Here is a 24,003-nt window from a genome sequence, read left to right as displayed (position 1 = left end):
GTGAAGCAGGACACCACGACACCGGCCTGGGCCGAAGCCCGCCACATCCTGGCCATCCGGCTGGACAACCTGGGCGACGTGCTCATGACGACGCCCGCCTTCGCCGCCATCCGGCAGCGGCACCAAGACATCCGCCTGACCCTGCTGGCCTCGGCCTCGGGCGCGGAGGCCGCGCGCCATGTGCCCGGGATCGACCGCTGCCTGGTGCACGCCGCGGCCTGGATGAAGCCCGACCCCGGCCCGCATCCGGACGAAGCGACACGGGCCCTGGTGCGGCGGCTGGCGGAAGAAGCCTTCGACGCCGCCGTCATCTTCACCACCTGCACGCAGAGTGCGCTGCCAGCGGCCATGGTGTGCCTGCTGGCCGGCATTCCGCTGCGCCTGGCGCACTGCCGCGAGAACCCCTATGCCCTGCTCACCGACTGGGTGCCCGACCAGGACGTGTGCCAGCGCGGCATGCGCCACGAGGTGCGGCGCCAGCTCGACCTGGTGCGCTCGGTGGGTTTCGAGACCCCCGATGACCGCCTGCGCATGAGCTTCCAGGCCGGCGACACCGCGCGCATGCGCGCGCTCTTCGCGGCGGCCGGCGGCGACCCCGACCGGCCCTATGTGGTGGTGCACCCGGGGGCGACCGCGGCGTCGCGCCGCTACCCCGCCGAGCGCTTTGGCCGCGTGGCCGACGCCCTGGCCCGGGCCACCGGCCACCAGATCGTCTTCACCGGCTCGCACGCGGAGGCCCCCCTCATCGACGAGGCCGCCGCGCAGATGCGGCACCAGACCCCGGTGCGACTGACCGGGCAGCTCTCCCTGGGCCAGTTCGCCGCGCTCGTCGGCCACGCCCGGGCCCTGCTGTGCAACAACACCGGGCCGGCCCACGTGGCGGCCGCGCTGGGCACGCCCGTGGTGGTGCTGTACGCGCTGACCAATCCGCAGCACACGCCCTGGCGCACGCCCTCGCGCGTGCTCTCGCACGACGTGCCCTGCCGGCACTGCCTCAAGAGCGTCTGCCCGCAAGGACATCACGCCTGCCTGCTGGGCATCGGGCCCGGCGAGGTGGTGCAGGCGGTGCTGGACGTGATGGACACGCCCGCCCCCGCCGAGCCGGCCACCGCCATCACCGCCGCGCCTGTGGAAGAGGCGCCTACCGGGGTCACACCATGATCACACTGGGCATCAATGCCGCCTTTCACGACAGCGCCGCCGCCCTGGTGGTGGACGGCCAGGTGATTGCGGCCAGCGAAGAGGAGCGCTTCACGCGCATCAAGCACGGCAAGCGGCCGGTGCCCTTCACCGCGTGGGAGCTGCCCTACCACGCCATCGACGACTGCCTGCGCGAGGCGGGTGCCCAGTTGGCCGACGTGGACCACGTGGCCTACAGCTTCAACCCCTGGCGCTTCGTCGGCGCCGCGCGCGCCGACCTACCCATGGTGTTGCCGCTGCAACCCTCCGCCCGCCCGCCCGAGGGCTGGGAGAACGTCTGGGACCCGCTGTTCGTCACCTACATCGTCAACGCGCCGCGCCAGCTGGCCGACGGGGCGCCCCACCACCTGCGGGCCCGCTTCCAGGGCGTGCGGCACGACGGGCCCTACCGCTTCCACTTCGTCGACCACCACCTCTCGCACCAGGCCAGCGCCTTCCTGGCCAGTCCGTTCGAGCAGTGCGCGGTGATGACGCTGGACGGCCGGGGGGAAAACGCCTCCACCACCTACGGTCTCTACTCCAACGACCGCTACGAGGGCTTCGGCGATGTGAAGGTGCCGCACTCCCTGGGCCTGCTGTACGAGCAGGTCACCGCGCACCTGGGCTTTCTCCATTCGTCCGACGAGTACAAGGTGATGGCACTGGCCGCCATGGGCGAGCGCAGCCGCTATCACGACGCGCTGGCCGGGCACGTGCGCTGGCTCGGCGAAGGCCGGTACGAGGTGGCCCAGGTGGACCTCGCCGCCCTGGCCGGCCCCCGCCGCTCACGCGGCGCGCCGCTGGAGCAGCGCCACTTCGACCTGGCCGCCGCCCTGCAGGCGGTGCTGGAGGACACGGTGCTGCAGATCGCACGCTGGCTGCGCACCGTCACCGGCCAGCCGTGCCTGGCGATGGCCGGTGGTGTGGCGCTGAACTGCGTGATGAACGCGAAGCTGCGCGACAGCGGCATCTTCGAACAGGTGTGGGTGCAGCCGGCGGCGGGCGACGCGGGCACGGCCCTGGGCGCGGCCCTGTGGATCGATGCGCTGCAGCGGCCCCACCCGGCCGGGCCGATCACGCCGCCCGAGACCGACACACCCACCGCCCTGGCCGACCGGCGCTGGGCCATGACCGACGCCTACCTGGGGCCCGGTTACGGGGACGAAGAGATCGAGGCCCTGCTGCGCTGGGCCAAGCTGCCCTACATGCGCCTGCACGATGTGGCGGCCTCCACCGCCCGTCTGCTGGCGCAGGGCAAGGTCATCGGCTGGTTCCAGGGCCGCATGGAGTTCGGTCCGCGCGCGCTGGGCGCGCGCTCCATCCTGGCTTCGCCGCTGGACGAGGGCATGCAGGCGCGCATCAACGAGCTCAAGGACCGCGAGGACTTCCGTCCGGTGGCCCCGGCGATTCCCGAAGAGCGCCTGGCCGAGTGGTTCACGCCGGCGCAGGCCAACGGGGGCAAGGCCCCGTTCATGCTGTTCGTCTACGAGGTGCCGCCCGAACAGGCCGCGCGGATTCCGGCCGCCTGCCACCTCGACCGCACGGCCCGCGTGCAGACCGTCTCGGCCAGCAGCAACCCGGCCTTTCACGCACTGCTGGAAAAGTTTGGCGAACTCACCGGCGTGCCGGTGCTGATCAACACCTCGTTCAACGTCCGCGGCGAGCCCATCGTGTGCACGCCCAAGGATGCGCTGGACGCCTTCCACAGCACGCCGCTGGACGCCCTGGTGATCGGCAGTTTCCTGCTGGAGAAGCCGGGCGAACCGCCCCCCGCCGAACCACCGTTGAAAGGCACGACATGAACCTGCTCAAACAATGCACACGCAGCGAACTGGCCGAACGCGCCAGGCTGCTGCCGCGCCCGCTGGTGTTCACCAACGGGGTGTTCGACCTGCTGCACCGCGGCCATGTGGAATGCCTCGCCCAGGCCCGCCGGCTGGGCAGCAGCCTGGTGGTGGGCGTCAATTCCGACGCCTCCGCGCGGGCGCTGAACAAGGGGCCGGGGCGCCCGCTCAATGCCGCCGAGGACCGGGCCGCCGTGCTCGCCGCGCTGGAGTGTGTCGCCCTCGTCGTGGTGTTCGACGAGCCCACGCCCGCCGCACTGCTGGACGAACTGCGGCCCGAGGTGTACGCCAAGGGCGGCGACTACAGCCTGCAGACCCTGGCAGAAGCGGACCTGGTGGACCGCTGGGGCGGTCGGGTCGCCATCCTCGGCTACCGCCAGGGCTGCTCCACCACGCGGCTGATCCAGCGCGCCCGCCGCAGCGCCGAAGAACCCGTGGAGACCCTGCCATGAACACCGCTGCCCCACCCCTTCTGAAAATCCCCGCCCACGTCGATGAAGACTTCGAGCGAGGCCTTCACCAGCACCAGGAAGTCTTCAACGCGCTCATTCACCTGCAAGCCGAAGTCGAAGCGGCCGCCGCACTGTGGACCTCGTGTCTGGCCAAAGGCGGCAAGCTGATGTTCTGCGGCAATGGAGGCTCGGCCGCCGACAGCCAGCATCTGGCGGCGGAACTGTCGGGCCGCTTCATCGAGGACCGGCGCCCACTGGCCGCGCTGGCCCTCACCACGGACAGCTCGGCCCTGACCTGCATCGCCAACGACTACGACTTCAACACCGTCTTCGCGCGGCAGGTGGCGGCGCTGGGCCGCGCCGGCGATTGCCTGGTGGCCATTTCCACCTCCGGCATGTCGCCCAATGTCGTGCGCGCCGCGGAAACCGCCAGCCGCCTCGGCATGAAGACGGTGGGACTGCTGGGCCGGGACGGCGGCCGCCTGGGACCGCTGTGCGATGTGTCGGTCACCGTGCCATCGTGGGTGACCGCGCGCGTGCAGGAGGCCCACATCTTCATCGGCCACACGCTGTGTGCGCTGACCGAGAAGCGCCTGGCCCGGGCCGGCCTGCTCTGAAGCACAGTGCCACGGGCGGAGAGCGATCGCTCCCCGCCCGTGGCAGATCTTTCGATGGAGGAACTAGGCCGCGCCGCCGCGGCTGCCGTCCTCAGCGGCGGACGCCGCCGGCGCGGCGTCGGTCTCGGCGTGCAGCCACAGCGTGCGCTGGGTGGGGCCGGGGTCGTCCACCGCACAGGGCGCCCGTTGCGAGACACCTGTGTCCATGTCGAGCGGGGTGTTGCCGCACGTCGCCTGCTGGGCGCAGGCGCCGGTGCACTGGTCGGGCCGGCACATCAGCGCGAGACGCGTGCGACGAGCACGCCCACAGCCAGTGCCAGAAACACGGCGGTCAGCGGATGCTGGCGCACGCTGTTGCGCGCGCTGTTGGTCCACTCGTCGCCCATTTCGCGCATGCGGTGCGCCTGGTCGTGCAGGACCTCGTTGGCGTGGACCACGCCCGACTCCAGCTTCTGCACCGCAGGCCCCGCCTTGTCGGCGAACCGGTCGACGGCACCGTGGGCGGTTTCCGTGACGCGGTTCAACAAGTCCTGGCCTTGGCTGTCGCGGGGGGTGGTCCCCATGGTGGCGGGATGGGTGGTGCTGTCGGTCATGGCGTGCTCCTTGGGGTGGGAAAAGAGGCCCTTCTTCGGCAAGTGGCATGCCTGTGTCAGTGCCACACGATGGCCGCTGCCGGGGGCACCAGGCCGGCCCGGTCATTGCGGCCGGGGAAGTGGGCCTGGATGGGCGCGTCCCCGGTCTGGGGCGGCTCGTGGATGGGCATCTGCTGGGGCGGGGCGGGCGGGAAGTAGATGTCGGGCGGCGGCTCGTCGGGTTTTTCCGGCGGCACGTCGGGGTCGGGCTTGTCGGGGTCCGGCTTGTCCGGCGGGTCCTCGGGCAAGGACGGCGTCGGTGGCGGGACGTCGGGGGTATGGAAGCTCCAGACGGAGACCAGGCTGCCGAACATGAAAGCGGTGTTCATCGGTGACTCCTCACAACGGGGTCGGTCGCATGCGGACCGAGGTGAGCAGAGCCGGGCAAGTCGGGTGCCCGGGCACAGCGGCCCCCCTGGTATCCCGTTTGCCTTGACCAGCGTGTCCGCAGCCCTTGAAGGAAACCAGCATGCACACTCCGTCCAGTCCCTTTGACAACCACCTGCTTGCCGGCCTGACGCCGGTGGAGTGGTCGCGCCTGAAGCCCTACGCCGACCGCGTGGTGCTCACGCGCAACCAGACCATCTACGACTCGGGCGAGACGCTGACCCACGCCTACTTTCCCACCACGCTTCTGGCCTCGCTCATGTACGTGACCCTCGACGGCGACTGCGTGGAGTCGGCCCTGGTGGGCAACGAGGGCATGCTGGGCGTGTCGCTGGTCATGAGCGGGGGGCCGACGTGCGGCTGCGCGATGGTGCTGACCACCGGCGAGGCCATTCGCATACCGGCCGGCGTGCTGCGCAGCGAGTTCAACCGGGCGGGTTCGACCATGCGCATGCTGCTGGGCTTCACGCAGGCGCTGCTGGCCCAGACGGCGCAGCGCGCGCTGTGCGCCCGGCACCACGTGATCACGCAGCAGGTGGCCGGCTGCCTGCTGCTGCAGGCCGACCGCTCGGGCTGCGACGAGGTGTTCATGACACAGGAACAGATCGCCATGCGGCTGGGCGTGCGGCGCGAAGGGGTCACCGAAGGCGCGCTGCTGCTGCAGAAGCTCGGACTGATCCGCTACACCCGGGGCCACGTGCAGGTGACCAACCGCAAAGGACTGGAGCAGCAGGCCTGCGAGTGCTACGGGGTGCTGCGAGACGCCTACCAGCGCCTGCTGCCGGTGGATGGCTGCAAACCGCGGCTGCTTCAAGCCGCCTGACCACGGAAGGGAGCACGACCATGACGAAAACCGACACCATCACCCGGCGCAAGGTCAGCAAGGTGATGCACGAGTTCAAGGAGGGTGATCTCAAGAGCAGCTCGGGCGCCAGGGTGCGCAGCCGCAAACAGGCGATCGCGATCGCGCTGTCCGAGGCGCGCGATGCGGGGGGCCGGGTGCCCGCCCCACCGAAGAAGGCCTCTCGCAAGGCCTCCTGAGGCGGACACCGGCGAGGCGGCGTTTACTGGCCGGTGCCGCTGCCGGGCGTGCCGCCCGGGGTGGTGCCGGTGCCGGGTGCGGCGGGCGCCTCGGGCTGGACCGGCGGCACGACCTGCACCGGCGGATTGGCCGGGGTCGCGGGCGTGACGGGGGAACGGTTGGGGTCGTTCGGGCGTTCGATGCTGTCGCTGCGCGGCGGCAGATCGTCGGACCGGTTGCGGTCGCAGGCGGTCAGGGCCACCAGGGGCACCGAGGCGGCGGCAACGACGATCCAGCGGCGGACGGCGGGGGTGAAGACGGTGGGCATGGCAGGTTCCTCCGGGTTGCACCAACGAACTGTTGGATGCCATCGGGGGGCAATTGCGGTGCCCACCGGCCCGTGGCGCTCAGGGCTGCGAGATGCCCACCAGGGCGTCGGCCGTGGGCTGGATGTCGTCGACGGCGACCGCGAAGTCGCCCAGCGACACGATCCCGACAAGGCGCTTGTCGCTGTTCACGACCGGCAGCCGCCGCACCTGGCAGGTGCTCATCACGTTGGCGCCCTTTTCCACGGTGTCGTCCTCGTAACACCAGATCACGTCTTTCGTCATCACATCGCGCACCGCCGTGTTGCAGTCCTTGCCCTGGGCCACGGCGCGCACGGCGATGTCGCGGTCGGTCACCGTGCCGATCATGCGGTCGTTCTCGCCCACGGGCAGCATGCCGAAGCCTTCGTCCCGCATCAGGGCGGCGGCCTCCTTCAGCGTCGCGTCGGGGCTCACCACCTGCACGTCGGGGCTCATCACGTCTTTGAGTGTTTGCATCTTGATCTCCTGGTTGAGGTTGAAACACGGGTCCGGCGGACCCGCTCAGGCGCGGTCACGCAGCTCGGTGATGCCCACCTCTTCGGCGCAATGGCTGCAGCAAAAAATGCGGCCATTTTTCTCCACGCCATGCCCCATCACGCGCACGCCGCAGCGCTCACAGGCCGGCGCCAGCGCGAAGATGGCGCACTCGAAGCTGTCGAACACATGGGTCTGGCCCTGCATGACCACTTCAAACGACTTGTCGTAGTTGTTGCCACAGGTCTCGCATTTCGCCATGGTGTGCTCCCGGTGTGGGGTGGTTGGATCGTCCAGTGTGCGAAGCCACGGACGGGGGGTCTGTACGGTGCACCACAGAGGCGGCCCCGGAGGGACTGCGCGTGCCGCAGTCCGTTGCCGGCACATGGCTTGCCCGGTCAGGCCCTGTCCACCCACCGAAGGAGGATCGAGTTGTCCACCCATCAACCACCCCCCGACCAGGCCCTGGCCGACTACCCCAAGGACTATTCCGACCCGGAGCTCGCCGCCTACACGGAAGAGAAAGCACAGGACATCCTGGAGGATGTCATCGCGTACATGCCCATCGTCCTGCCTTGCATGGCGGTGCTGCAGATCTTCATGTTCGCGTTCGTGGCCGTGCTGCTGGGCTGACCCCCCTGCCCGACGAAGGCGGCCCGCCGTGAACCCCGTCAGAAGCCTCCTGGGCCGACTGGCCTTCCTGCTTCCGCGGGGGGTGAAGCCCTCCGCGGACGCGACGCACCCCCCTTCCGATGCACCGGGTCCGACCCGGACCCTGGCGCCGGGAAGCAACATTCCCACGCTCGACGACCTCGCCAGCTCGGTGGCGGGGGAGGAGGACCCCGGCGCCGCCCTGGACGCGCCCGCACCGCCACCGGGCCCGGCTGCGCCGGGAGCGGCTACCCGGCGCTGACCCCGTCGCGCCCGCCGGAGCGGCTCGTGGCATCCCCGCGGGACGTCAGCGCGATGTCCCACACCGCGAAGAACATGGCCGCGATCAGCGGGCCGATCACGAAGCCGTTGATGCCGAACACCGCCATGCCGCCCACCGTGGTCATCAGCACCACCCAGTCCGGCAGGCGCGTGTCCTGTCCCACCAGCAGCGGGCGCAGCAGGTTGTCCACCAGCCCGATGACGACGGTGCCCCAGGCCAGCAGGCCCAGACCGGCCGCGACGCGCCCGTCGATGAGCAGGAAGACCGCCATCGGCGCCCAGACCAGGGCCGCGCCGATGGCGGGCAGCAGCGACAGGAACATCATCAGCACCGTGCCCACCAAGGCTCCCGGCAGGCCCAGCACCCAGAACGCCAGGCCGCCCAGGCCGCCCTGCAGCAGGGCCACCAGCAGATTGCCCTTGACGGTGGCGCGGATGACCGCCTTGAACTTGTGGCGCAGCAGGCGCTTGTGGCGCGGGGCCAGCGGCAGCGAGTCGTTGAGCGTGACCGCCAGCTCGGCGCCGTCGCGCAGCAGGAAGAAGGCCACGTACAGCATGACGAACACGGCCGCCGCCCAGCGCATGGTGTGCTGCCCGTAGCTCAGCGCGCCGTCTGCGAGCAGCGGCCCCAGCTGCGCATAGAGCTCCTGCAGTTTGCGCTCGAGCAGCTGCTCGTTGCCGATGCCCAGCCGGTCCAGCAGCGCCGTCATCCCGGGCGGCAGGCGCTCGTACACCTGGTGCACCCACGCGGCGGGCCTGATCGCGCCGGAGCGGATGCCCTCGTACAAGGCATTGATCTCGCTCGTCAGCCCGGCCGCCACCAGCAGCAGCGGCAGCACCACGATCAGCAGCACCACGACCACCGTCAGCAGCGCGGCCAGCGAGCCGTTGCCCCGCAGCCGGCGCCGCAGCCAGCGCTGCATGGGGGCGAACAGCAGCGCGATGATCACCGCCCAGAGCAGCGCGCCATAGAACGGCGCCAGGATGACCGCGAGCGCCAGCGCGGTGAGCGCGAGCAGCACGCGCAGCATGCCGCGCTGCTCGCGCACCGGCGGCTCGCTCGCGGGCGGTGCAGGCGTTGCGGGCGGAGCACCGGTGGTGCGGGCCGCAGGGGCCGGTGGGGACAGGACATCGGTCATGGGCATGGGAATGGAGGGACGACGCGGTGGACCGGCAAGCTGGGCGCCCGCGGGCACGGGCCTTGCCCCCGTGCGGCCATCTCCACGCTGTCACCCACCGCCCTCCCCGACCGATGCACCGAGCGCCCCCGATGTCCCCCCGCCCCGCCCGGTTCCCCACCGTGCGCGGGGCATGGCTTCCTGGCCTGCTCGCCGGCACCGTGTCGGGGCTGGTGCTGGCCTGGCGCGGCCACACCGACGCGGGAAGCGCCGCCGCACCGATCAATGCCGTCAGCCACTGGTTCTGGCCGCAGGAGGCGCTGCGGCGCGACGACCTGTCGTGGCGGCACACGGCCAGCGGCAGCGCGGTGCACCTGGGCTCGTCCTTCTTCTGGGCACTCATCTACAGCGGGCTGCGCCGCCAGCGCCGGCGGCCCACGCCCGCCAACGCCGCGCTCGACGCCGTGGCCCTGACCGCCGTGGCCGCGCTGGTGGACTACCGGCTGGTGCCGCAGAGGCTGAACCCGGGGTTCGAACAGCGCCTGAGCCGGCCCAGCCTGGGCCTGGTGTATGCGGGCTTCGCGCTGGGGCTGGCGCTCGGCGGCCTGCGGCGGCGGCGCCACCGCTGAGCGCACCCGCCGCCGGCCGCCCCGGGCACGCCGTTTGCCATGGGGCCGCATGAACAAGCCGCCTCCCCCCGCCGCCCGCACCGCCCCGGGCGTGCGCAAGCCCCGCGCCAACCGCAGCGACGATCCGCCCGCCGCCGCATCGGTCTCGGTGGACCTGCCGGACGGACAGGCGGGCAACCGCACCGCGCCCGGCGACAGCGCCCGCGGAGACGCTCCGCCCGACGACGGCAACGACAACCTGCGGCTGCCCCACGAGCGCGACGAATCGATCAGCGGTGCCACCGCCGCCGAACCGGACCCGGTGATGACCCAGGCGGCGCGCGACCTGGCGTCCGGCCAGGTGGACACCGACATGCGCGCCACGCCAGGGCTGGACGCGGAACGGCGCGAACACCTCACGAAGCGGCGGCCTTGAGCAGCCATGGTTCCGGACGTCCGGCCCGCCGTCGGCCTGCCTTTGGCGGGTCTTCCTGTGCCGGCCCGTGGGCCTGATGCATACTTTTTCGCCCTGCCCCGCGCTCCGACGCCCCTCTGCGCATGCCCACCACCATCCGTTCCCGGCTGCTGCTGCTGATGCTGGCGGTGCTGCTGCCTGCCATCGCGGCCGCACTGATCGTCATCGCACGCACTTACCAGAGCGAACGCGAGGCGGTTCACCGCGGGCTGCGTGACAATGCCAGCGCCGTGGCCCAGGTGCTGGACCGCGAGCTGACACGGCGCGCCGACATCGCGCGTGCCATGTCGAGCTCCTACATCCTGGCCGGCGAACCATTGGACGACCGGAACCTGCGCTTCCTGCACGGCTGGACCAGTGGCATCGTGCAGGACCTCGGGGGCTGGATCGAGCTGCGCAGCGCCACCGAGGTGCTGCTGGACACCCGCCTGCCCGCCCCGAGCCCGCCGCGACCCCTGCACCTTGCAGCCAGGGGTCTGGCGCTGGCACCGGTGGTGCGGCCGCTGGTGGCGGAACCACCGGACGGTGCGCTGCATGTGCAGGTGGTGCAGCCGGTCCAGCGGCAGGGTCGCACCGTGCTCAACCTCGTCATTGCGGTGCCTCAGGACACGCTGCAGCGCCTGATCGACCAGCAGGATCTGCCACCCGACTGGGTCGGCACCGTGCTCGATGACCATCACCGGGTGATGGCCCGCCACCCCGGCGGCGTGCGCTACGTGGGGCGGACGGCCTCGCCCGACATGGTGCGGCGGATACAGACGGAAAACGAGACCGTGGCGCCGTCCGTGTCGCTGGACGGGCAGAAGGTGCTCAGCAGCTTCAGCAAGACGCCCCAGGGCTGGAGTTACGTGGTGGCGGCGCCGCGCGACCACAACCCCATCTTCGACGAGCCGCCCCTGGCGGTGGTGCAGCTGGCCTCGGGCGCGCTGCTGCTGCTCGCGGTGGCCGTGGCGGCGGCCTCCTGGGTGGCGCGCGGCATTGCGCGGGCCACCGAATCGCTCAAGGCGGCGGCACAGTCGATGCGGGCCGGGGCGCCCGAACCTCCGGCCGCACGCACCGGCATCGTGGAGTTCGACGAGGTGGGCCAGACCATGAGCTGCACCGCCCAGGCCCTGGCCACCGCACGGGGCGACCTCGAGCGCAAGGTCGAAGAGGCGGTGGTGCGCACCCGGCTGGCCGAACAGCGCGTGTCGCAGGCCCAGCGCATCGCCGCGCTGGGGCGGCTCACGGGAGGGGTCGCGCACGACTTCAACAACCTGCTCGGCGTGGTCAGCAACAGCGCCCATCTGATCCGGCGCCACGTGGAGCAGCTGCCCGGGCTGCAGATGCCGCTGGAGGTGATCCAGCGCGCGGTGGAAATGGGCAGCCACCTGTCGCAGCAGCTGCTGCGCTTCGGCGGGCGCCAGGCGGTGAGCCCGCGCCCCGTGGAGCTGGGCCCCTACCTGGCCGACCTGCGCGAGATGCTTCAGATGGTGGCGCGCGAGAAGGTCACCGTCAGCGTGGACGTGGCGCCCGGCACCGAGCCTGTGAACGTCGACCCCAGCGAACTGGAGCTGGCCCTGATCAACCTCGCACTCAACGCCCGCGACGCCATCACGGACCGCGGCTGGCTGCGCGTGGAGGCGCGCACCGCCCTGACCGACGAGACCGAGGGGCTGCCTCCCGGCCGCTATGTGCTGCTGACGGTGAGCGACAACGGCGCCGGCATGGACGAAGCGCAGGCCGCCCAGGTGTTCGAGCCGTTTTTCACCACCAAGGGCGTCGGCCAGGGCACCGGTCTGGGCCTGAGCCAGGTGCACGGCTTCTGTCAGCAGGCGGGCGGCATGGCCGGCATGTCCAGCACGCCGGGCTTGGGCAGCACCGTCAGCATGGTGCTGCCGGCCGCCTCTGCCGGGACCGGCGCATCGGCCGACCACGCCCCCCTTCCCGCTCCCGCCCCGGTGCCGCAGCACGCGCTGGACGGCATGCGGGTGCTGCTGGTCGAAGACGGCAACGAACTGGCCACCGTCACCACGGTGCTGCTGGAGTCCTATGGCGCGCAGGTCCAGCGCGCGGGCAATGTGGAACAGGCACAGGCCCGCGTGCACGAGGACGCTTCGATACAGGTGGTGCTCAGCGACGTGGTGATGCCGGGCAAGCGCAACGGCGTGGACCTGGCGCGGCTGCTGCGCCGCTCCCACCCCGGGCTGCCGGTGGTGCTCATCAGCGGCTACAGCAACGCGCTGGCTGGGCTCGACGGCTTCACCGTGCTGCGCAAACCGGTGGACCCGGACGTGCTGGTGCGCACCCTGCTCGCCGCGCTCCGGCACGAACAGGCGCCGCCTGCACCGGCAGACGGCGCCTGAACACCGGGCGTGCAGCCCGGTGCGCGCTCAGCGCACCTTGCCGCGGCGGAACAGGTTGACGATGGCCAGCAGGATCACCGCGCCCAGCAACGACACACCCAGCGCACCGAGGCTGAACGTCCCGTCGTTGATGGTGGGCGAGCCGACCATGGGCGAGATCAGCCAGCCACCGATCATGGCACCCACGATGCCCACGACGACGTTGAGCAGGATGCCCTGCTGGCCGTCCGTTCGCATGAGCAGGCTGGCAACCCAACCGATCACACCGCCGACGATCAACCAGATGAGAAAGTTCATGATGCATCTCCAGAAGGTTCAGGGAGGCCTCTGCTGGCAAGGCGTGTGCCGCCTCCCGGGCCGCACGCCCGGGGGTCGGCGGCGGGAAGGGGCGGAGGACAGCAGCGCCATCAGCTGGCATTCGCTGTGTGTCAGGCCGCGGCGTGCGGGTGCCCGGCAGGCCCAGGGCCGTGTCAGCAGGGCGGCGGCGGTGTCCCCCCGCTCCAGCGCCGGCAGCAGGGCCAGCACGGCGGGGTGGATGTAGGCGCGCCGGCACACGGCCACGGTGTTGCCCAGGTGCCGGGCCACCGCCTCGAGCACGCTGGCCGGCCCTTCCGGGGGCGGGTCTTGGCCGGCCCGGCGGTTGCGTTCGGCGGCCGCCAGCAGCAGGGACAGCGCCTGCACGCTGGCGTGCCAGGTGCGAAAGCTCTTGGCGGTGGTGCGCGGCCCCCGGCCGTCGGGCGCAGCGGCGCCGGCCGAGAGCCAGTCGTTCACGGCCCCGGAGTCGATGGCGTGCACACTGCCGTCGGCGTCCTGGTAGGTGAACAGGGCCTGTCCGGGCAGGTCGCGGCAGCGCCGCACCATGGCGGCCACACGCGGGTCGGTCACACGCACCGTGTGGGCCACACCGCTCTTGCCCACATACCCCAGGCGCAGGGCCTCGCCCTCGCTGCGCACATGCCGGCGGCGCAGCGTGCTCAGCCCGTACGACCCGTTGTCGCGCGCGTAGGCGCTGTTGCCGATGCGCGCGGCGGTGGTATCGAGCAGGCGCACCAGCGTGGCCAGCACGCGGGCCCGGGTGGGCTCTTCACCATCCGCCAGCGCCCGCCGCACGCGCTGGCGGATGGCCGGCAGGCGCAGACCGAAGTCGCGCAGCTGGTCGAACTTGTGTTCGCCGCTCACCGCCAGCCACTGGGGGTGGTAGCGGTACTGCTTGCGCCCGCGCGCATCGCGCCCGGTGGCCTGCAGGTGCCCGCGCTCGTCGGCGCAGATCCACACCTTTTGCCAGGCCGGCGGGATGGCCAGGCGGCGGATGCGCTCCAGCACCCGGGGGTCGCGCACCGCGCGGCCCTGCGCGTCGCGGTAGGCCATGCCCCGGCCGCAGCGCCGCCGCGAGAGGCCCGGTTCGGTGTCGCTGCTGTGGCGCAGGCCGGCGACCGCCACCACCTCGGCCACCGCCGGTGGCGCGCTGGCGCCAGCGTCTGGAACCGGGGCGCGGACAGTGGGCGGCATGGCCGCCGGCAGCAAGGCGCGTGCCGCGCGGACCCCTCGTGTTCAGGGCGGCGGTGCGTGCTCGCCCGCCGCGCGCGTGGCGCTGTCGTCGTTGGCGGCGTATTCCTTGAGCCGGTTGTAGAGCGTCTTGAGGCTCACGCCCAGGGTGGCCGCGGTGCGTTCCTTGTGGTGGTGGAAGTGGCGCAGCGTGGCCAGGATCAGCTCGCGCTCGGCCTCGGCCATGGAGATGCCCACCGGCAGCACCACGGCGGGGGCACCGTCCAGGGTCGTCCCCGGGGAGGCCGACACCGGGGCCTGGACGCCGGACGACTCGCGGGCCGACGCACCGCCGGGCGTGGCCGCTGCGGACACCGGAGCGGCCACGGGCGCGGCCGGTGCCGGCTCGGCCGCCAGCTCCGCGGGGCGGCTGTCCGCGCCGTCCACTTCGGGCAGCCAGCGGGTGTCGATCACCGCGCCACGCGCCATGACATAGGCCCGCTGCACCACGTTGCGCAATTCGCGCACGTTGCCGGGCCAGCGGTAACGGCTCAGGTGGTCCAGCGCCTCGTCGCTGAAGCGCTTGTTCACGCCTTCCTTGGCCACCACCTGCTTGAGAAAGTGGTTGGCCAGCAGCGGCACGTCCGACAGCCGCTCGCGCAGGGGCGGCAGCTCGATCGGGAACACGTTGAGGCGGTAGAGCAGGTCTTCGCGCAGCTTGCCGTCGGCCACCGCCTGCAGCGGGTCGCGGTTGGTGGCGGCGATCACGCGCACGTCGGTTTCCAGCGCGGTGGTGGAGCCCACGCGCATGTAGCGCCCGGTCTCCAGCACGCGCAGCAGCTTGACCTGCAGCTCCAGCGGCATTTCGGTGATCTCGTCGAGGAACAGCGTGCCCCCGTTGGCCCGTTCGAAAAAGCCCTGGTGCTGCCGCTCGGCGCCGGTGAAGCTGCCCTTCTCGTGGCCGAAGATCTCGCTCTCGATCAGGTTGTGCGAGATGGCGCCGCAGTTGACCGCCAGAAAGGGCTGCTTGCGCCGGCGGGAGAGGTCGTGCACGGTCTGCGCCACCACCTCCTTGCCCGAGCCGCTTTCCCCGGTGACGAACACGGTGACCGCCGTCGCCGCCACGCGCGAGATCTGCTCGTACAGCCGGCGCATCGACGCCGAGGTGCCCCAGAGGTGGCCGAAGTGTCCGTCCTCGGACAGGGTGGCCGTCATGCTGGCCACCTCAGCCTGGAGCACCGCGGGCTTCATGAAACGCGAGAGCACACCTTCGAGCTGGCGCATGTTGATGGGTTTGACGAGGTAGTCGGCGGCTCCCAGGCGCAGCGCCTGGATGGACGTGTCCAGCGACGCATGGCCGGTGACCAGCACCACCTCGCAGCTGGCGGCGAAGGTGGGGTCGGTGAACAGGTCCATGCCGTTGCCATCGGGCAGCTGCAGGTCCAGCAGCAGGATGTCGGGCGACTGCAGCGCGATCTGCCGCCGCGCATCGCGAAGGGTGTGGGCCACGGCGACGGTGAAGGAATCGCGCGCGATCATGGCCCTCAGGGTCATGGCTGCGTCCGGGTCGTCTTCCACGATCAGGACGTGGCTGATGGCGGCACCGGCAGCGGGCTTGTTCATGGGTGTGAAGATCCTTCCTCTGAACAGATGTTTTTCTGATGGCGAAGGCGCCCTTGCAGGCGCCTGAGGCCGACGATTCTGCGGCAATGCTCCCCCTTCCGCTAAGACATTTTGTGACAGGGGTCACATTTGTAGAGCGCGGTGGCACCGGGTCGTGCGCTGTTGGCGATGGGCACGGCGTTTGCCAATCCGGTCGCAGACAGACCAGCCGGTCTGTCTTTCAAACCGACAGAAAGGACAGTGACATGACGCAGTACAACCAGGACCGCCAGCGCGGTCAGGAAGGTGCCCAGCAGGAGCAGTCCAGCGGGCAGCAGAACTGGAACCAGGGCGGGAGCAGCAACATGCCCGGCCAGCAACAGCACAACCAAGGTCAGTTCGGCAGCGGTCAGTACGGCGAGAACCAGTACGGCGACCGCGGTCAGCAAGGCGCCTCGGGAGGCTGGAGCCAACAGGGCAGCAATGCCTACGGCAATTCGTACGGCAACCAGGGGAACGACCGCGGTTACGGCGGCCAGCAGAGCCAGGGCCAGTACGGCGGCGGCCAGCAGTACGGTGGTGAACACGGTGGCTACGGCCAACGGGGCATGAACCAGGGCTTCGGCGACCAGCAGAACCAGGGCGGCTACATGGGCGGCCAACAGGGTGGCCATTACGGCGGCCAGGGCGGCTGGAGCCAGCAGCATGAGCAACGGGGCTTTGGCGGCGGCCAGTACGGTGGCAGCCAAGGCGGCGGCTTCCAGGGTGGCTATGGCGGCTACGGCAGCGGTGGCAATTACGGCAGCAGCGGCAACTACGGCGGCGGCAGCACCGGCGGCAGTGGTGGCAGCGGCCAGTGGGGCAGCCAGTCTTACGGCAACGACTACGGCAACCAGTCCCAGGGCGGCGGCAACCTCCAGCGTGGCGTGAGCGGCACCGCCCACAGCGGCCAGCACCAGGGCTTTGACCCCGATTACGAAGAGTGGCGCACCGAACAGCTGAACAACCTGGACAGCGACTACCGCGAATGGCGCAAGGACCGCACCAAGAAGTTCTCGGAAGAGTTCAACCAGTGGCGCAGCAGCCGCTCGGGCAGCTCCGGCGGTTCGAGCGGTTCGGGCAGCTCCAGTGGTTCGAGCGCCAGCGGCTCCGACTCCGGCAGCGGTTCGTCCAGCTCCGGCAGCAAGAGCAAATAAGCCCGTCCGAGGGCAGAAAGGAGGCGCCGATGGCGCCTCTTTTTTTTGCGTCTCTGAGACGGGTGGCGCACGCATCAGGCGGCGTAGCGGCGGCGCCGATCGACCGACTCCAGGCGCAGCATCTGGCGGTACTTGGTGACCGTGCGGCGCGCCACCACCAGGCCCTGTCGCGCAAGCTGGCGCGTGATCTCGGCGTCCGACAGCGGGGCCTCGGGGCGTTCCGCCTCGATGATGTCCTTGACCAGGCCGCGGATGGCGGTGCCGGAGCAGGCGCTGCCATTGGCGCTGACCATGGCGCGCGAGAAGAAGTACTTGAGTTCGAACACGCCGATGGGCGTGGCCATGTACTTGTTGTTGGTCACGCGCGAGACGGTGGACTCGTGGATGCCCACCTCCTCGGCGATTTCCTTCAGACCCAGCGGCTTCATGGCCATGGGGCCGTACTCGAAGAAGTGCACCTGGCGCCGCATGATGGCCTCCGCCACGTCCAGGATGGTGGAGAAGCGCTGCTCCACGTTGCGCAGCGTCCAGCGCGCTTCCTGCAGCTGGTCGGCCATCTCGGTGTTCTGCGGCGAGCGGTGCCGTTTGAAGAGCTCGGCGTACACCTGGTTGAGCCTCACCTTGGGCACCACGGCGGGATTGAGCTGTACCTTCCACTGGTTGTGCACGCGCCGCACGATCACGTCGGGCACCACGTAGTCCACCCGCGAGGAACCGAAGCGCCAGCCGGGCCGGGGGTCCAGCCGGCGGATGCGGTCACACACCTGCTCCACCAGCCCCACCGACTCGCCCAGGCGCTGGGCCAGGCCCTGCACGTCGCGCGCGGCCAGCTGGAGCAGGTGCTGCCCCACGATGCGCTGCGCCAGCTCGCGCGATACAGGGCAGCTCAGCTCCGGCAGCTGCAGGCGCAGGCACTCCCCCACGTCGCGCGCGCCCACACCGGCCGGGTCGAGCGACTGGACCACCGCCAGTGCCTGCTCCATGTCGGCCAGCGTGGCCGGCGGCTGCAGCGGCAGCAGTTCCACCAGTTCCTCCAGCGGGGTGCGCAGGTAACCGTCCTCGTCCAAAGAGTCGATGACCGCCTTCGCCAGCACCATCTCGCGTTCGGGCAGCACCAGCAGGTTGATCTGGCCGTGCAGGTGGCTGGCCAGCGTGGTGTCGGCCGCCATCAGGTCCAGCGCCGAGAGGTCGCCGTCGTCGCCGCGGCGCAGCGAGGCGCTGGCGTCGGCCTGCCACAGGTCGCGGTCGTTCTCGCCCTGGTAGGTCTCGTCCTCGGGAGGTGCCACCAGCTCGGCGGCGGGGGCTTCGAGCTGGTCGGGCAGGCGCTCGTCCGCCGCGGCCGCGGCCGTCTCGGGCAGCGCGTCGCCGTTGTCGTCGTTCTCCCCCTCGCCGTCTTCCAGAAAGGGGTTGCGGCCCATCAGGTCGCGCACCATGGCCGAAAAGTCCAGCGAGGAGAGCTGGAGCAGGCGCACGGCGTGCTGGAGTCGGGGGGAGAGGGTCTGGGTCTGCCGGTGATCGGCACGAAAGTCCATGGACAGCAAGTCGGGTCTCCTCAAGTTCGGTAACGAATGCCGGACCAACCGTGCGGATGGCCCTCCCTCCACGCACGACGCAACGACCATGCCGCGGACGGCTGCGGGCAACGTCTTGAAACACATTGCGCCAGGGTGCGCCGCTTGCCCCAATGAGGCTGCGGCACGGGGCCGTGCGCGCGGCAGACCGCTGCGGCCTCTTCGGGACCCGCCGCCGCCCATGCCCCCGCTGTCGGGCGGGGGGATCCGGTAGTTTTTGCCGCAATCCTTGCCGCGGTGTCCACCGCGACGGAGATGTTGCGAGGCCGGCGGGGAGGCCCACGGCACGGCGTTTGCCGCCGTTCGGAAACCGGCCAGCCGGCCGGCGCATTCCCCACACCCCCCACAGGAGACCCACCATGCCCACGAGCCGATCCTCGGAATCGACCAGTTCCGCGAGCCACCGTTCCACCACACACAGCACCTCGTCCAGCGCGTCGCGCGACGAAGTGCTGGACATGCTCAAAAAAGACCACCGCAACGTGAAGAAGGCCTACAAGGAGTTCACCAAGCTCGACCCGCTCGAGGACACCGAGCGCTGCGACGCCATCGTGCGGCAGGTGCTGGCCGACCTGCAGGTGCACACCACGCTGGAGGAAGAGTTCCTCTACCCCGCGGCCCGCGAGGCCGAGCCCAAGCTGATCGACGAGGCCGAGGTGGAGCACGAGTCGGCCAAGGCGCTGATCGAGCAGCTCGACCAGATGGAGGTCGGCGACGAAAAATTCAGCGCCCGCTTCACGGTGCTGTGCGAATACGTGGAGCACCACATCAAGGAAGAAGAAAAGGAGCTGTTCCCCAAACTCGAAAAGCTGCGCCTGGACTGGGCGACCCTGTCCGAGCAAATGCTGGCCCGGCGCGAGCAGCTGGAGCCGCCCCCCGATGCGATGGAGGACGGCGCGCCAGACGGCGGTGGCACGCGCAAGGGCTCGTCGTCGCAGCGCCCGGCCTGAACACCGCCGCCAGCGCAAAAAAGAAAGGGCCCCGGGGCCCTTTCTTCCTGTCTGACGCGCCGGCTCACACCTTGGGCGGATCGGTCTCGCGCTCGAAGTGGCGGTGGCGCGCCAGGGCCTCCAGAAAGCGGTCGGCCACCGCGTCGTCGCCATGCCCGGCCAGGAGCAGCCCGGGGTCGTCCTGCCCGTCGGGCAGCGTGAGCGGGATGTCCAGCCGCGCCAGCACGGCCTCGCCCTCGCCCACCAGCAGCAGCGTCTTGCAGTGACGGCTGGCCTCGCGCACGAAGTCCTGCCAGTGGGCGTCGCGCTCCATCTGCGCGCGCCCGGCCTGGTCGGCCAGCACCACCACGGCGTCCCACAGCACCGAGGGCGCGTTCTCCAGCGTGGCCTCGGCTTCCAGGCGTTTCCCCTCGGCCAGTGCCACCGGGCCCAGGCGGCTGCCCACGTACCGCGGCACGACGCCCGCGGCCAGCAGGCGCTGGCGCAACCCGTCCAGGTCGGTGCCGGCGCCGTCGGCCACCAGCATCGCCACGCGGCGGCCCCTGGCACCGTCCTCGCCCGGCCGCGCGAACAGCGACAGACCGGGCGAGGCCTCGACCTCGCTCTGCACCTGCCGGCCCAGCACCGGCGGCAGCGGCTCGGGCAGCGGCAGGCCCAGGCCGTCGGCCACCTGTTGCGCCAGGCTTTCGTCCACATTGCGCAGCTGGGCCAGCACGCGCTGGCGCACCGCCGGCACCGTGACCTTGGACAGCTCGAAGCGGAACGCGCCCACGATGTGGCGCTGCTCCACCTCCGTCTGGCTGCGCCAGAACAGGCTGGCCTGCGAGTAGTGATCGGCGAACTTCTCCGGCTTGCCGCGCACCTTGTCCTCCTGCATCGGCTCGTTCACCGACACGAAGCCCATGCGGCCGGCCTGGAACGGGCAGCCCCCGCCCAGCGAGTTGGGTTCGTAGGCCACGCGGCCGCGGTGGATGGCCTGGCGGTGCATGCCGTCGCGCTGGTTGTTGTGCACCGGCGAGACCGGCGCGTTGATCGGGATTTCGTGGAAGTTGGGCCCGCCCAGGCGCGAGAGCTGCGTGTCCACGTAGCTGTGGATGCGCCCCTGCAGCAGCGGGTCGTTGCTGAAGTCGATGCCCGGCACCACATGCGCGGTGCAGAAGGCCACCTGCTCGGTCTCCGCGAAGAAGTTGTCGGGGTTGCGGTTGAGCACCATGCGGCCGACCACCTGCAACGGCACCATTTCCTCCGGCACCAGCTTGGTCGGGTCCAGGATGTCGAAGCTGAACTGCTCGGCCAGTTCCTCGGTGATCACCTGCAGCGCCAGCTCGTACTCGGGGCAGCAGCCCGACTCGATCGATTCCCAGAGGTCGCGCCGGTGGAAGTCCGGGTCGGCGCCATTGATCCGCACCGCCTCGTCCCACACCAGCGAATGCGTGCCCGCCTTGGGCAGCCAGTGGAACTTGACGAACACCGACGCCCCCTCCGCGTTGACCAGGCGGTAGGTGTTCACGCCGAAGCCCTGCATGGTTCGGTAGCTGCGCGGGATGGCGCGGTCGCTCATGACCCACATCAGCATGTGGGTGGACTCGGGCATGAGCGAGACGAAGTCCCAGAAAGTGTCGTGCGCACTCGCCGCCTGCGGCATGGCGTGGTGCGGCTCCGGCTTGAGGGCATGCACCAGGTCCGGGAACTTCATCGCGTCCTGGATGAAGAAGACCGGGATGTTGTTGCCCACCAGGTCCCAGTTGCCTTCGTCGGTGTAGAACTTGACGGCGAAACCGCGCACGTCGCGCACCGCATCGGCCGAACCGCGTTCGCCCGCCACGGTGGAAAAGCGCACGAACACCGGCGTGCGTTTGCCCGCATGCGCAAACGGCGCGGCGCGGGTCAGGTCGGTCAGCGCCTCGTAGCATTCGAAAAAGCCGTGCGCGGCCGACCCACGCGCGTGCACCACGCGCTCGGGGATGCGCTCGTGGTCGAAGTGGGTGATCTTCTCCCGCAGGATGAAGTCCTCCAGCAGGGTCGGACCGCGCAGACCGGCCTTGAGCGAGTTCTGGTTGTCGGCCACCGCCACGCCCTGGTTGGTGGTCAGCGCACGGTCGGTGGCGTCCACCCGCACGCGGTCCAGCGGGCCGCTCAGGGGGTCCTGCCCCGGACGCACGCCGCCGTCACCCAGTTTGTCGGAGGCCACCGTCTCCTGCACCGTGCTGGCGGTGGCCAGGTCGTCGGTCATGGGCCTCAGGGCCGGCCCCCCCTCGCCCGCGGCCTGCGCGGGCATGCGGCCGAACTCGGTGTCCTTGATGGGATTGAACGGGACCGCCGCGGCCAGCGCCTGCGCGCCATCGGCCTGCGAGAGCATGCGGGTCTGCGAAGGGTTGAGTGCGGCGGCGGCCGGGGCCGGGTTGGACGGGCCGGACACGGAGGCGGCCGGGCCCTTGCGGGACTTGGCCGCGGCCTTGGCCTTCGGCCCGGCGGGCGGCGGTGTGGCGTCTGAGGACTTGCTCATGGACATGCTCCTGTGTGGGAAATGCGGTGGGGTGACGGGACACGGACACCCGGAGGTGCCCGCACCGCGCCGATAGCGCGGACACACCCGTTGGCAAGCGCCGCGCCCGCTGGCGGGCCCGCTCAGGCATGGCACTCAGCCACAGGGATCGCCTTCGGGGTCATCCCCCGGGTCCACGAAGGGCAGCAGCGCCGCCACCGGCGCGGCGATCACGGCCAGCGCCGCGGCGGCGGCCGCACGCTTGCTCAGCGCCCGGCCGTCCAGACCCACCTGCGGGCGCCCCAGCGAGCCGGTCACCAGCACCGGCGCCCGCACCGCGAACAGCGAAAAATCCTTGGGCCGGACGCGCGCGCGCAGCGCCAGGGCCTCGTTGCGCAGATCCACCTGGCCGTCCAGGCGCAGGGTGCTGTCGGAGTTGTCCAGCACCCCGCGCTGCACCACCGCCACGCCCTCGCGCACCACCATGTCGACCCGGGCGCAGCGCAGGGCCAGCGGCGCATCGCCGCGCACCAGCACGCCCAGGGCCTGCGCCAGGTCGACCCCGGCCGCTTCGGTGACGAGGTGCGAGATCGTGCCCTCCTTCAGCTGCAGCGCGGCGCTGCCCTGCAGACTGCCCAGGATCTGCGCGGTGGACCGGCCCTGGCCGCGCAGGTTGAACTGGCCGCCCAGCACCCCGGTGAGGTAGGACTGCACTGGCTGGGGGCCGTCCTGCTGGCCGCGCGCGCGGGTGTTGCGCCGCTCGCGCCGCAGCGCGGCACCGTCGCCCGGTGGTGGCGCCGCGCCGGGCGCCCTGAATGCGCGCACCCAGCCGGCCATGTCCAGGCCGCTCACCCGCAGCGCCAGCTCCCAGCGGGCGGGCTCGCCGCGCCCGTCCAGCGTGGTGCTGCCGGCCACCTGCCCCCCGGCCACACCGGCCTGCAGGTTCTGCAGCTGCAGCACGCCCCCCTGCAGCAACACGCGGCTGCGCACGGCGCGCAGCGGGGCCAGCGACCGGCTGCCCAGGTCCAGCGATTCGATGGCCACCTCCACGTCGGCGTCCATCACGCGCAGCGACGGCAGGTCGAAGCGGCGCTGGGGCAGCACGCGGCCGGGCTCCGGCGCGGGCGCCGGCTCGGCGGTGCTGCCGCGCCCTTCACCCCGGGTGCCCACCGCGGGACCGAGGTCGGCCAGCAGCAGGCGCCGGCCGGTGAGCCGGCCGCTCAGGCGGCGCGGCTGCGCACGGGTGTCGAAGCGGAATTCGCCACCCAGCTCGCTCTGGCCGATCACCGCGCTGTCCGCGCGCAGGCCCCAGACGCCGTCGTCGTGCGCCAGCCGGCCCTGCAGCTGGAAGGCCGGCGTGCGCGGCAGCGTGACCCCCAGGGGCTGTCCCACCGCTGCCAGCGAGGGCCCGGAGAAACGCAGGGCGCCGTCGAGCCGGCGCGCACTCAGCAGGCTGGCGGCCTGGCCGTCGAACAGCAGTTGCGCGGCCCCCGCCCGGCCTTCCACCCGCAGTTGCACCGGTTCGGCGGTGTCGTCGTCCAGCAGCAGCAAGGCGCCCTGCATGCGCACCGCCAGCGCCAGCGGCAGGCGCTGCCAGCGGCCGGTGATGTCGGCCCGGTACCCGCCGGGGGCGGGGCTGTCGGCCGGGGCGCCGCGCCCGTCGCCCTCGCCGCCTGACAGCCTGATGTCCAGCTGCGTCTGCAGCGGCGCATCGTCCAGGCGCACATGCCCCGCGTCCACCTGCAGGCGTCCGAACTGGGGCCGGGGGGCGGGTTCTCCCGCCGCCGACTCGCCGTCGCCGCCCCGACCCAGGGCCCAGCTGGCGCGTCCGTCGGCCAGGCGCAGCAGCTGCAAGTCCAGGGTCTGCGCGGTCAGGGCCTGCACGCGCAGTGGCTGGTCCCGGGCCCACCAGCGCCACAGATCACCCCAGCGCCAGTCCAGCCGCGCAGCCTCGGCCTGCAGCAGGTGGGGCGCCGGCACCTCCTGCGCGGCCCCGACTTTGATGCGCCCCACCTCCAGCCGCGGCGCCCCCAGCATGCGCAGATGGAAGCGCCCCTCCAGCTGCACCGGCACGCGGGCCACCTTTTCGATCTGGCGCTGCAGCGGTCCGCGCAATGCGGACCAGCCCGTGGCTTCGCCCCAGACCAGCCCCAGCACCAGCAGCACCACGAAGGCCCCCAGACCCAGCCAGACCCTGCGCAGCGCCGGCCGCCGGGGCGGCTGCGGTGGGTGGGTGCCGGCCGGGGCGGTGCTCATGGGAC

The 24,003-nt window shown here is 71.3% G+C and carries 25 protein-coding genes; 12 read left to right on the top strand and 13 right to left on the bottom strand.

Going from position 1 to position 24,003, the window contains the following annotated elements; all coding sequences use genetic code 11:
• The 4 genes from waaF to RCO38_RS08510 are packed head-to-tail and all read left to right on the top strand — an operon-like array spanning position 1 to position 4,092.
• Positions 1–1,161, top strand: coding sequence for a lipopolysaccharide heptosyltransferase II (gene waaF / locus RCO38_RS08525; RefSeq protein WP_308327866.1), 1,161 nt, complete (start codon positions 1–3; stop codon positions 1,159–1,161).
• Positions 1,158–2,981: a carbamoyltransferase family protein gene (locus tag RCO38_RS08520; RefSeq protein ID WP_308327865.1), complete on the top strand. Its 1,824-nt coding sequence runs from the start codon at positions 1,158–1,160 to the stop codon at positions 2,979–2,981. Before waaF ends, RCO38_RS08520 begins: the two co-directional genes overlap by 4 nt.
• Positions 2,978–3,475 (top strand): adenylyltransferase/cytidyltransferase family protein, encoded by a 498-nt coding sequence (locus RCO38_RS08515; RefSeq protein ID WP_308327863.1) that lies wholly within the window; start codon positions 2,978–2,980, stop codon positions 3,473–3,475. Before RCO38_RS08520 ends, RCO38_RS08515 begins: the two co-directional genes overlap by 4 nt.
• Entirely contained in the window at positions 3,472–4,092 is a 621-nt protein-coding gene (locus RCO38_RS08510; RefSeq protein WP_308327862.1) for a D-sedoheptulose-7-phosphate isomerase, read from the top strand. Before RCO38_RS08515 ends, RCO38_RS08510 begins: the two co-directional genes overlap by 4 nt.
• A 63-nt stretch (positions 4,093–4,155) precedes the next feature.
• Here RCO38_RS08510 and RCO38_RS08505 read toward each other — a convergent pair whose 3' ends face one another.
• The 3 genes from RCO38_RS08505 to RCO38_RS08495 are packed head-to-tail and all read right to left on the bottom strand — an operon-like array spanning position 4,156 to position 5,053.
• Positions 4,156–4,368 (bottom strand): hypothetical protein, encoded by a 213-nt coding sequence (locus RCO38_RS08505; RefSeq protein ID WP_308327861.1) that lies wholly within the window; start codon positions 4,366–4,368, stop codon positions 4,156–4,158.
• Positions 4,368–4,685 carry a DUF883 family protein gene (locus RCO38_RS08500; protein WP_308327860.1) on the bottom strand — a complete coding sequence of 106 codons (318 nt, stop codon included), beginning with the start codon at positions 4,683–4,685 and terminating at the stop codon, positions 4,368–4,370. The genes RCO38_RS08505 and RCO38_RS08500 overlap by 1 nt, the downstream gene beginning before the upstream one ends.
• A 56-nt stretch (positions 4,686–4,741) precedes the next feature.
• The gene (locus RCO38_RS08495) at positions 4,742–5,053 is read right to left on the bottom strand and encodes a hypothetical protein (protein ID WP_308327859.1); all 312 of its coding nucleotides are present in this window, start codon (positions 5,051–5,053) and stop codon (positions 4,742–4,744) included.
• A 140-nt stretch (positions 5,054–5,193) separates the two neighbouring features.
• On the opposite strand from RCO38_RS08495, the gene RCO38_RS08490 reads away from it, so the two are divergent.
• Both RCO38_RS08490 and RCO38_RS08485 read left to right on the top strand, forming a co-directional pair.
• Positions 5,194–5,934 (top strand): Crp/Fnr family transcriptional regulator, encoded by a 741-nt coding sequence (locus RCO38_RS08490; protein WP_308327858.1) that lies wholly within the window; start codon positions 5,194–5,196, stop codon positions 5,932–5,934.
• Positions 5,935–5,954: 20 nt separating this feature from the next.
• The gene (locus RCO38_RS08485) at positions 5,955–6,152 is read left to right on the top strand and encodes a DUF6496 domain-containing protein (protein ID WP_308327857.1); all 198 of its coding nucleotides are present in this window, start codon (positions 5,955–5,957) and stop codon (positions 6,150–6,152) included.
• Between the two features lie 23 nt (positions 6,153–6,175).
• Here the strand turns inward: RCO38_RS08485 and RCO38_RS08480 are convergent, their stop codons facing one another.
• The 3 genes from RCO38_RS08480 to RCO38_RS08470 form a co-directional block, all read right to left on the bottom strand.
• Positions 6,176–6,460 carry a hypothetical protein gene (locus RCO38_RS08480; protein ID WP_308327856.1) on the bottom strand — a complete coding sequence of 95 codons (285 nt, stop codon included), beginning with the start codon at positions 6,458–6,460 and terminating at the stop codon, positions 6,176–6,178.
• Between the two features lie 79 nt (positions 6,461–6,539).
• Positions 6,540–6,956, bottom strand: a complete 417-nt coding sequence (locus RCO38_RS08475) for a CBS domain-containing protein (protein ID WP_308327855.1) — start codon at positions 6,954–6,956, stop codon at positions 6,540–6,542.
• Positions 6,957–7,001: 45 nt separating this feature from the next.
• Positions 7,002–7,235, bottom strand: a complete 234-nt coding sequence (locus RCO38_RS08470; protein WP_308327854.1) for a hypothetical protein — start codon at positions 7,233–7,235, stop codon at positions 7,002–7,004.
• Positions 7,236–7,406: 171 nt separating this feature from the next.
• Here RCO38_RS08470 and RCO38_RS08465 point away from each other — a divergent pair, with 171 nt between their 5' ends.
• Positions 7,407–7,607 (top strand): hypothetical protein, encoded by a 201-nt coding sequence (locus tag RCO38_RS08465; RefSeq protein WP_308327853.1) that lies wholly within the window; start codon positions 7,407–7,409, stop codon positions 7,605–7,607.
• Between the two features lie 266 nt (positions 7,608–7,873).
• Here the strand turns inward: RCO38_RS08465 and RCO38_RS08460 are convergent, their stop codons facing one another.
• Positions 7,874–9,046 (bottom strand): AI-2E family transporter, encoded by a 1,173-nt coding sequence (locus tag RCO38_RS08460; RefSeq protein WP_308327852.1) that lies wholly within the window; start codon positions 9,044–9,046, stop codon positions 7,874–7,876.
• A 131-nt stretch (positions 9,047–9,177) separates the two neighbouring features.
• Here RCO38_RS08460 and RCO38_RS08455 point away from each other — a divergent pair, with 131 nt between their 5' ends.
• The 3 genes from RCO38_RS08455 (at position 9,178) to RCO38_RS08445 (ending at position 12,453) form a co-directional block, all read left to right on the top strand.
• Positions 9,178–9,654 carry a hypothetical protein gene (locus RCO38_RS08455; protein WP_308327851.1) on the top strand — a complete coding sequence of 159 codons (477 nt, stop codon included), beginning with the start codon at positions 9,178–9,180 and terminating at the stop codon, positions 9,652–9,654.
• A 49-nt stretch (positions 9,655–9,703) separates the two neighbouring features.
• A complete protein-coding gene (locus RCO38_RS08450) occupies positions 9,704–10,069 on the top strand; it encodes a hypothetical protein (RefSeq protein ID WP_308327850.1) in 366 nt (121 codons plus the stop codon).
• A gap of 122 nt (positions 10,070–10,191) precedes the next feature.
• Positions 10,192–12,453, top strand: a complete 2,262-nt coding sequence (locus RCO38_RS08445; RefSeq protein ID WP_308327849.1) for a hybrid sensor histidine kinase/response regulator — start codon at positions 10,192–10,194, stop codon at positions 12,451–12,453.
• 27 nt (positions 12,454–12,480) lie between these two features.
• Here the strand turns inward: RCO38_RS08445 and RCO38_RS08440 are convergent, their stop codons facing one another.
• From RCO38_RS08440 to RCO38_RS08430, 3 genes are read right to left on the bottom strand one after another with little or no spacing between them, the layout of a single operon-like run.
• Positions 12,481–12,750 carry a GlsB/YeaQ/YmgE family stress response membrane protein gene (locus tag RCO38_RS08440; protein ID WP_308327848.1) on the bottom strand — a complete coding sequence of 90 codons (270 nt, stop codon included), beginning with the start codon at positions 12,748–12,750 and terminating at the stop codon, positions 12,481–12,483.
• A gap of 18 nt (positions 12,751–12,768) precedes the next feature.
• The gene (locus tag RCO38_RS08435; protein WP_308327847.1) at positions 12,769–13,962 is read right to left on the bottom strand and encodes a DNA topoisomerase IB; all 1,194 of its coding nucleotides are present in this window, start codon (positions 13,960–13,962) and stop codon (positions 12,769–12,771) included.
• A 42-nt stretch (positions 13,963–14,004) separates the two neighbouring features.
• The gene (locus tag RCO38_RS08430; RefSeq protein WP_308328074.1) at positions 14,005–15,534 is read right to left on the bottom strand and encodes a sigma-54-dependent transcriptional regulator; all 1,530 of its coding nucleotides are present in this window, start codon (positions 15,532–15,534) and stop codon (positions 14,005–14,007) included.
• Between the two features lie 272 nt (positions 15,535–15,806).
• On the opposite strand from RCO38_RS08430, the gene RCO38_RS08425 reads away from it, so the two are divergent.
• Entirely contained in the window at positions 15,807–16,736 is a 930-nt protein-coding gene (locus tag RCO38_RS08425) for a hypothetical protein (protein ID WP_308327846.1), read from the top strand.
• Between the two features lie 74 nt (positions 16,737–16,810).
• Here the strand turns inward: RCO38_RS08425 and rpoN are convergent, their stop codons facing one another.
• On the bottom strand, positions 16,811–18,268 hold the full coding sequence (gene rpoN, locus RCO38_RS08420) for an RNA polymerase factor sigma-54 (protein ID WP_445297927.1): 1,458 nt from the start codon (positions 18,266–18,268) through the stop codon (positions 16,811–16,813).
• Positions 18,269–18,666: 398 nt separating this feature from the next.
• Here rpoN and RCO38_RS08415 point away from each other — a divergent pair, with 398 nt between their 5' ends.
• Positions 18,667–19,257, top strand: a complete 591-nt coding sequence (locus RCO38_RS08415) for a hemerythrin domain-containing protein (protein ID WP_308327844.1) — start codon at positions 18,667–18,669, stop codon at positions 19,255–19,257.
• A gap of 64 nt (positions 19,258–19,321) precedes the next feature.
• Here the strand turns inward: RCO38_RS08415 and RCO38_RS08410 are convergent, their stop codons facing one another.
• Both RCO38_RS08410 and RCO38_RS08405 read right to left on the bottom strand, forming a co-directional pair.
• Positions 19,322–21,763 (bottom strand): catalase, encoded by a 2,442-nt coding sequence (locus RCO38_RS08410; protein ID WP_308327843.1) that lies wholly within the window; start codon positions 21,761–21,763, stop codon positions 19,322–19,324.
• A gap of 135 nt (positions 21,764–21,898) precedes the next feature.
• Positions 21,899–23,998, bottom strand: a complete 2,100-nt coding sequence (locus RCO38_RS08405; RefSeq protein ID WP_308327842.1) for an AsmA family protein — start codon at positions 23,996–23,998, stop codon at positions 21,899–21,901.
• Between the last annotated feature and the right edge of the window lie 5 nt (positions 23,999–24,003).

Origin of the sequence: Hydrogenophaga pseudoflava, from assembly GCF_031020795.1 — a bacterium.
GTDB classification, from domain to species: Bacteria; Pseudomonadota; Gammaproteobacteria; order Burkholderiales; family Burkholderiaceae_C; genus Hydrogenophaga; species Hydrogenophaga pseudoflava_A.
The sequence above is the reverse complement of the archived record's forward strand: the minus strand, read 5'-3'. Positions and strand labels throughout refer to the sequence as shown.

Bases quoted from the DNA above. Each gene is read 5' to 3' on its own strand.
- RCO38_RS08435 (WP_308327847.1), bottom strand. From the start codon at position 13,962: ATGCCGCCCACTGTCCGCGCCCCGGTTCCAGACGCTGGCGCCAGCGCG.
- RCO38_RS08440 (WP_308327848.1), bottom strand. From the start codon at position 12,750: ATGAACTTTCTCATCTGGTTGATCGTCGGCGGTGTGATCGGTTGGGTT.
- RCO38_RS08460 (WP_308327852.1), bottom strand. From the start codon at position 9,046: ATGACCGATGTCCTGTCCCCACCGGCCCCTGCGGCCCGCACCACCGGT.
- RCO38_RS08415 (WP_308327844.1), top strand. From the start codon at position 18,667: ATGCCCACGAGCCGATCCTCGGAATCGACCAGTTCCGCGAGCCACCGT.
- RCO38_RS08490 (WP_308327858.1), top strand. From the start codon at position 5,194: ATGCACACTCCGTCCAGTCCCTTTGACAACCACCTGCTTGCCGGCCTG.
- RCO38_RS08425 (WP_308327846.1), top strand. From the start codon at position 15,807: ATGACGCAGTACAACCAGGACCGCCAGCGCGGTCAGGAAGGTGCCCAG.
- RCO38_RS08480 (WP_308327856.1), bottom strand. From the start codon at position 6,460: ATGCCCACCGTCTTCACCCCCGCCGTCCGCCGCTGGATCGTCGTTGCC.
- RCO38_RS08450 (WP_308327850.1), top strand. From the start codon at position 9,704: ATGAACAAGCCGCCTCCCCCCGCCGCCCGCACCGCCCCGGGCGTGCGC.
- RCO38_RS08445 (WP_308327849.1), top strand. From the start codon at position 10,192: ATGCCCACCACCATCCGTTCCCGGCTGCTGCTGCTGATGCTGGCGGTG.
- RCO38_RS08500 (WP_308327860.1), bottom strand. From the start codon at position 4,685: ATGACCGACAGCACCACCCATCCCGCCACCATGGGGACCACCCCCCGC.
- rpoN (WP_445297927.1), bottom strand. From the start codon at position 18,268: ATGGACTTTCGTGCCGATCACCGGCAGACCCAGACCCTCTCCCCCCGA.
- RCO38_RS08455 (WP_308327851.1), top strand. From the start codon at position 9,178: ATGTCCCCCCGCCCCGCCCGGTTCCCCACCGTGCGCGGGGCATGGCTT.
- RCO38_RS08520 (WP_308327865.1), top strand. From the start codon at position 1,158: ATGATCACACTGGGCATCAATGCCGCCTTTCACGACAGCGCCGCCGCC.
- RCO38_RS08470 (WP_308327854.1), bottom strand. From the start codon at position 7,235: ATGGCGAAATGCGAGACCTGTGGCAACAACTACGACAAGTCGTTTGAA.
- RCO38_RS08485 (WP_308327857.1), top strand. From the start codon at position 5,955: ATGACGAAAACCGACACCATCACCCGGCGCAAGGTCAGCAAGGTGATG.
- RCO38_RS08410 (WP_308327843.1), bottom strand. From the start codon at position 21,763: ATGAGCAAGTCCTCAGACGCCACACCGCCGCCCGCCGGGCCGAAGGCC.
- RCO38_RS08475 (WP_308327855.1), bottom strand. From the start codon at position 6,956: ATGCAAACACTCAAAGACGTGATGAGCCCCGACGTGCAGGTGGTGAGC.
- RCO38_RS08510 (WP_308327862.1), top strand. From the start codon at position 3,472: ATGAACACCGCTGCCCCACCCCTTCTGAAAATCCCCGCCCACGTCGAT.
- RCO38_RS08515 (WP_308327863.1), top strand. From the start codon at position 2,978: ATGAACCTGCTCAAACAATGCACACGCAGCGAACTGGCCGAACGCGCC.
- RCO38_RS08495 (WP_308327859.1), bottom strand. From the start codon at position 5,053: ATGAACACCGCTTTCATGTTCGGCAGCCTGGTCTCCGTCTGGAGCTTC.
- RCO38_RS08405 (WP_308327842.1), bottom strand. From the start codon at position 23,998: ATGAGCACCGCCCCGGCCGGCACCCACCCACCGCAGCCGCCCCGGCGG.
- RCO38_RS08505 (WP_308327861.1), bottom strand. From the start codon at position 4,368: ATGTGCCGGCCCGACCAGTGCACCGGCGCCTGCGCCCAGCAGGCGACG.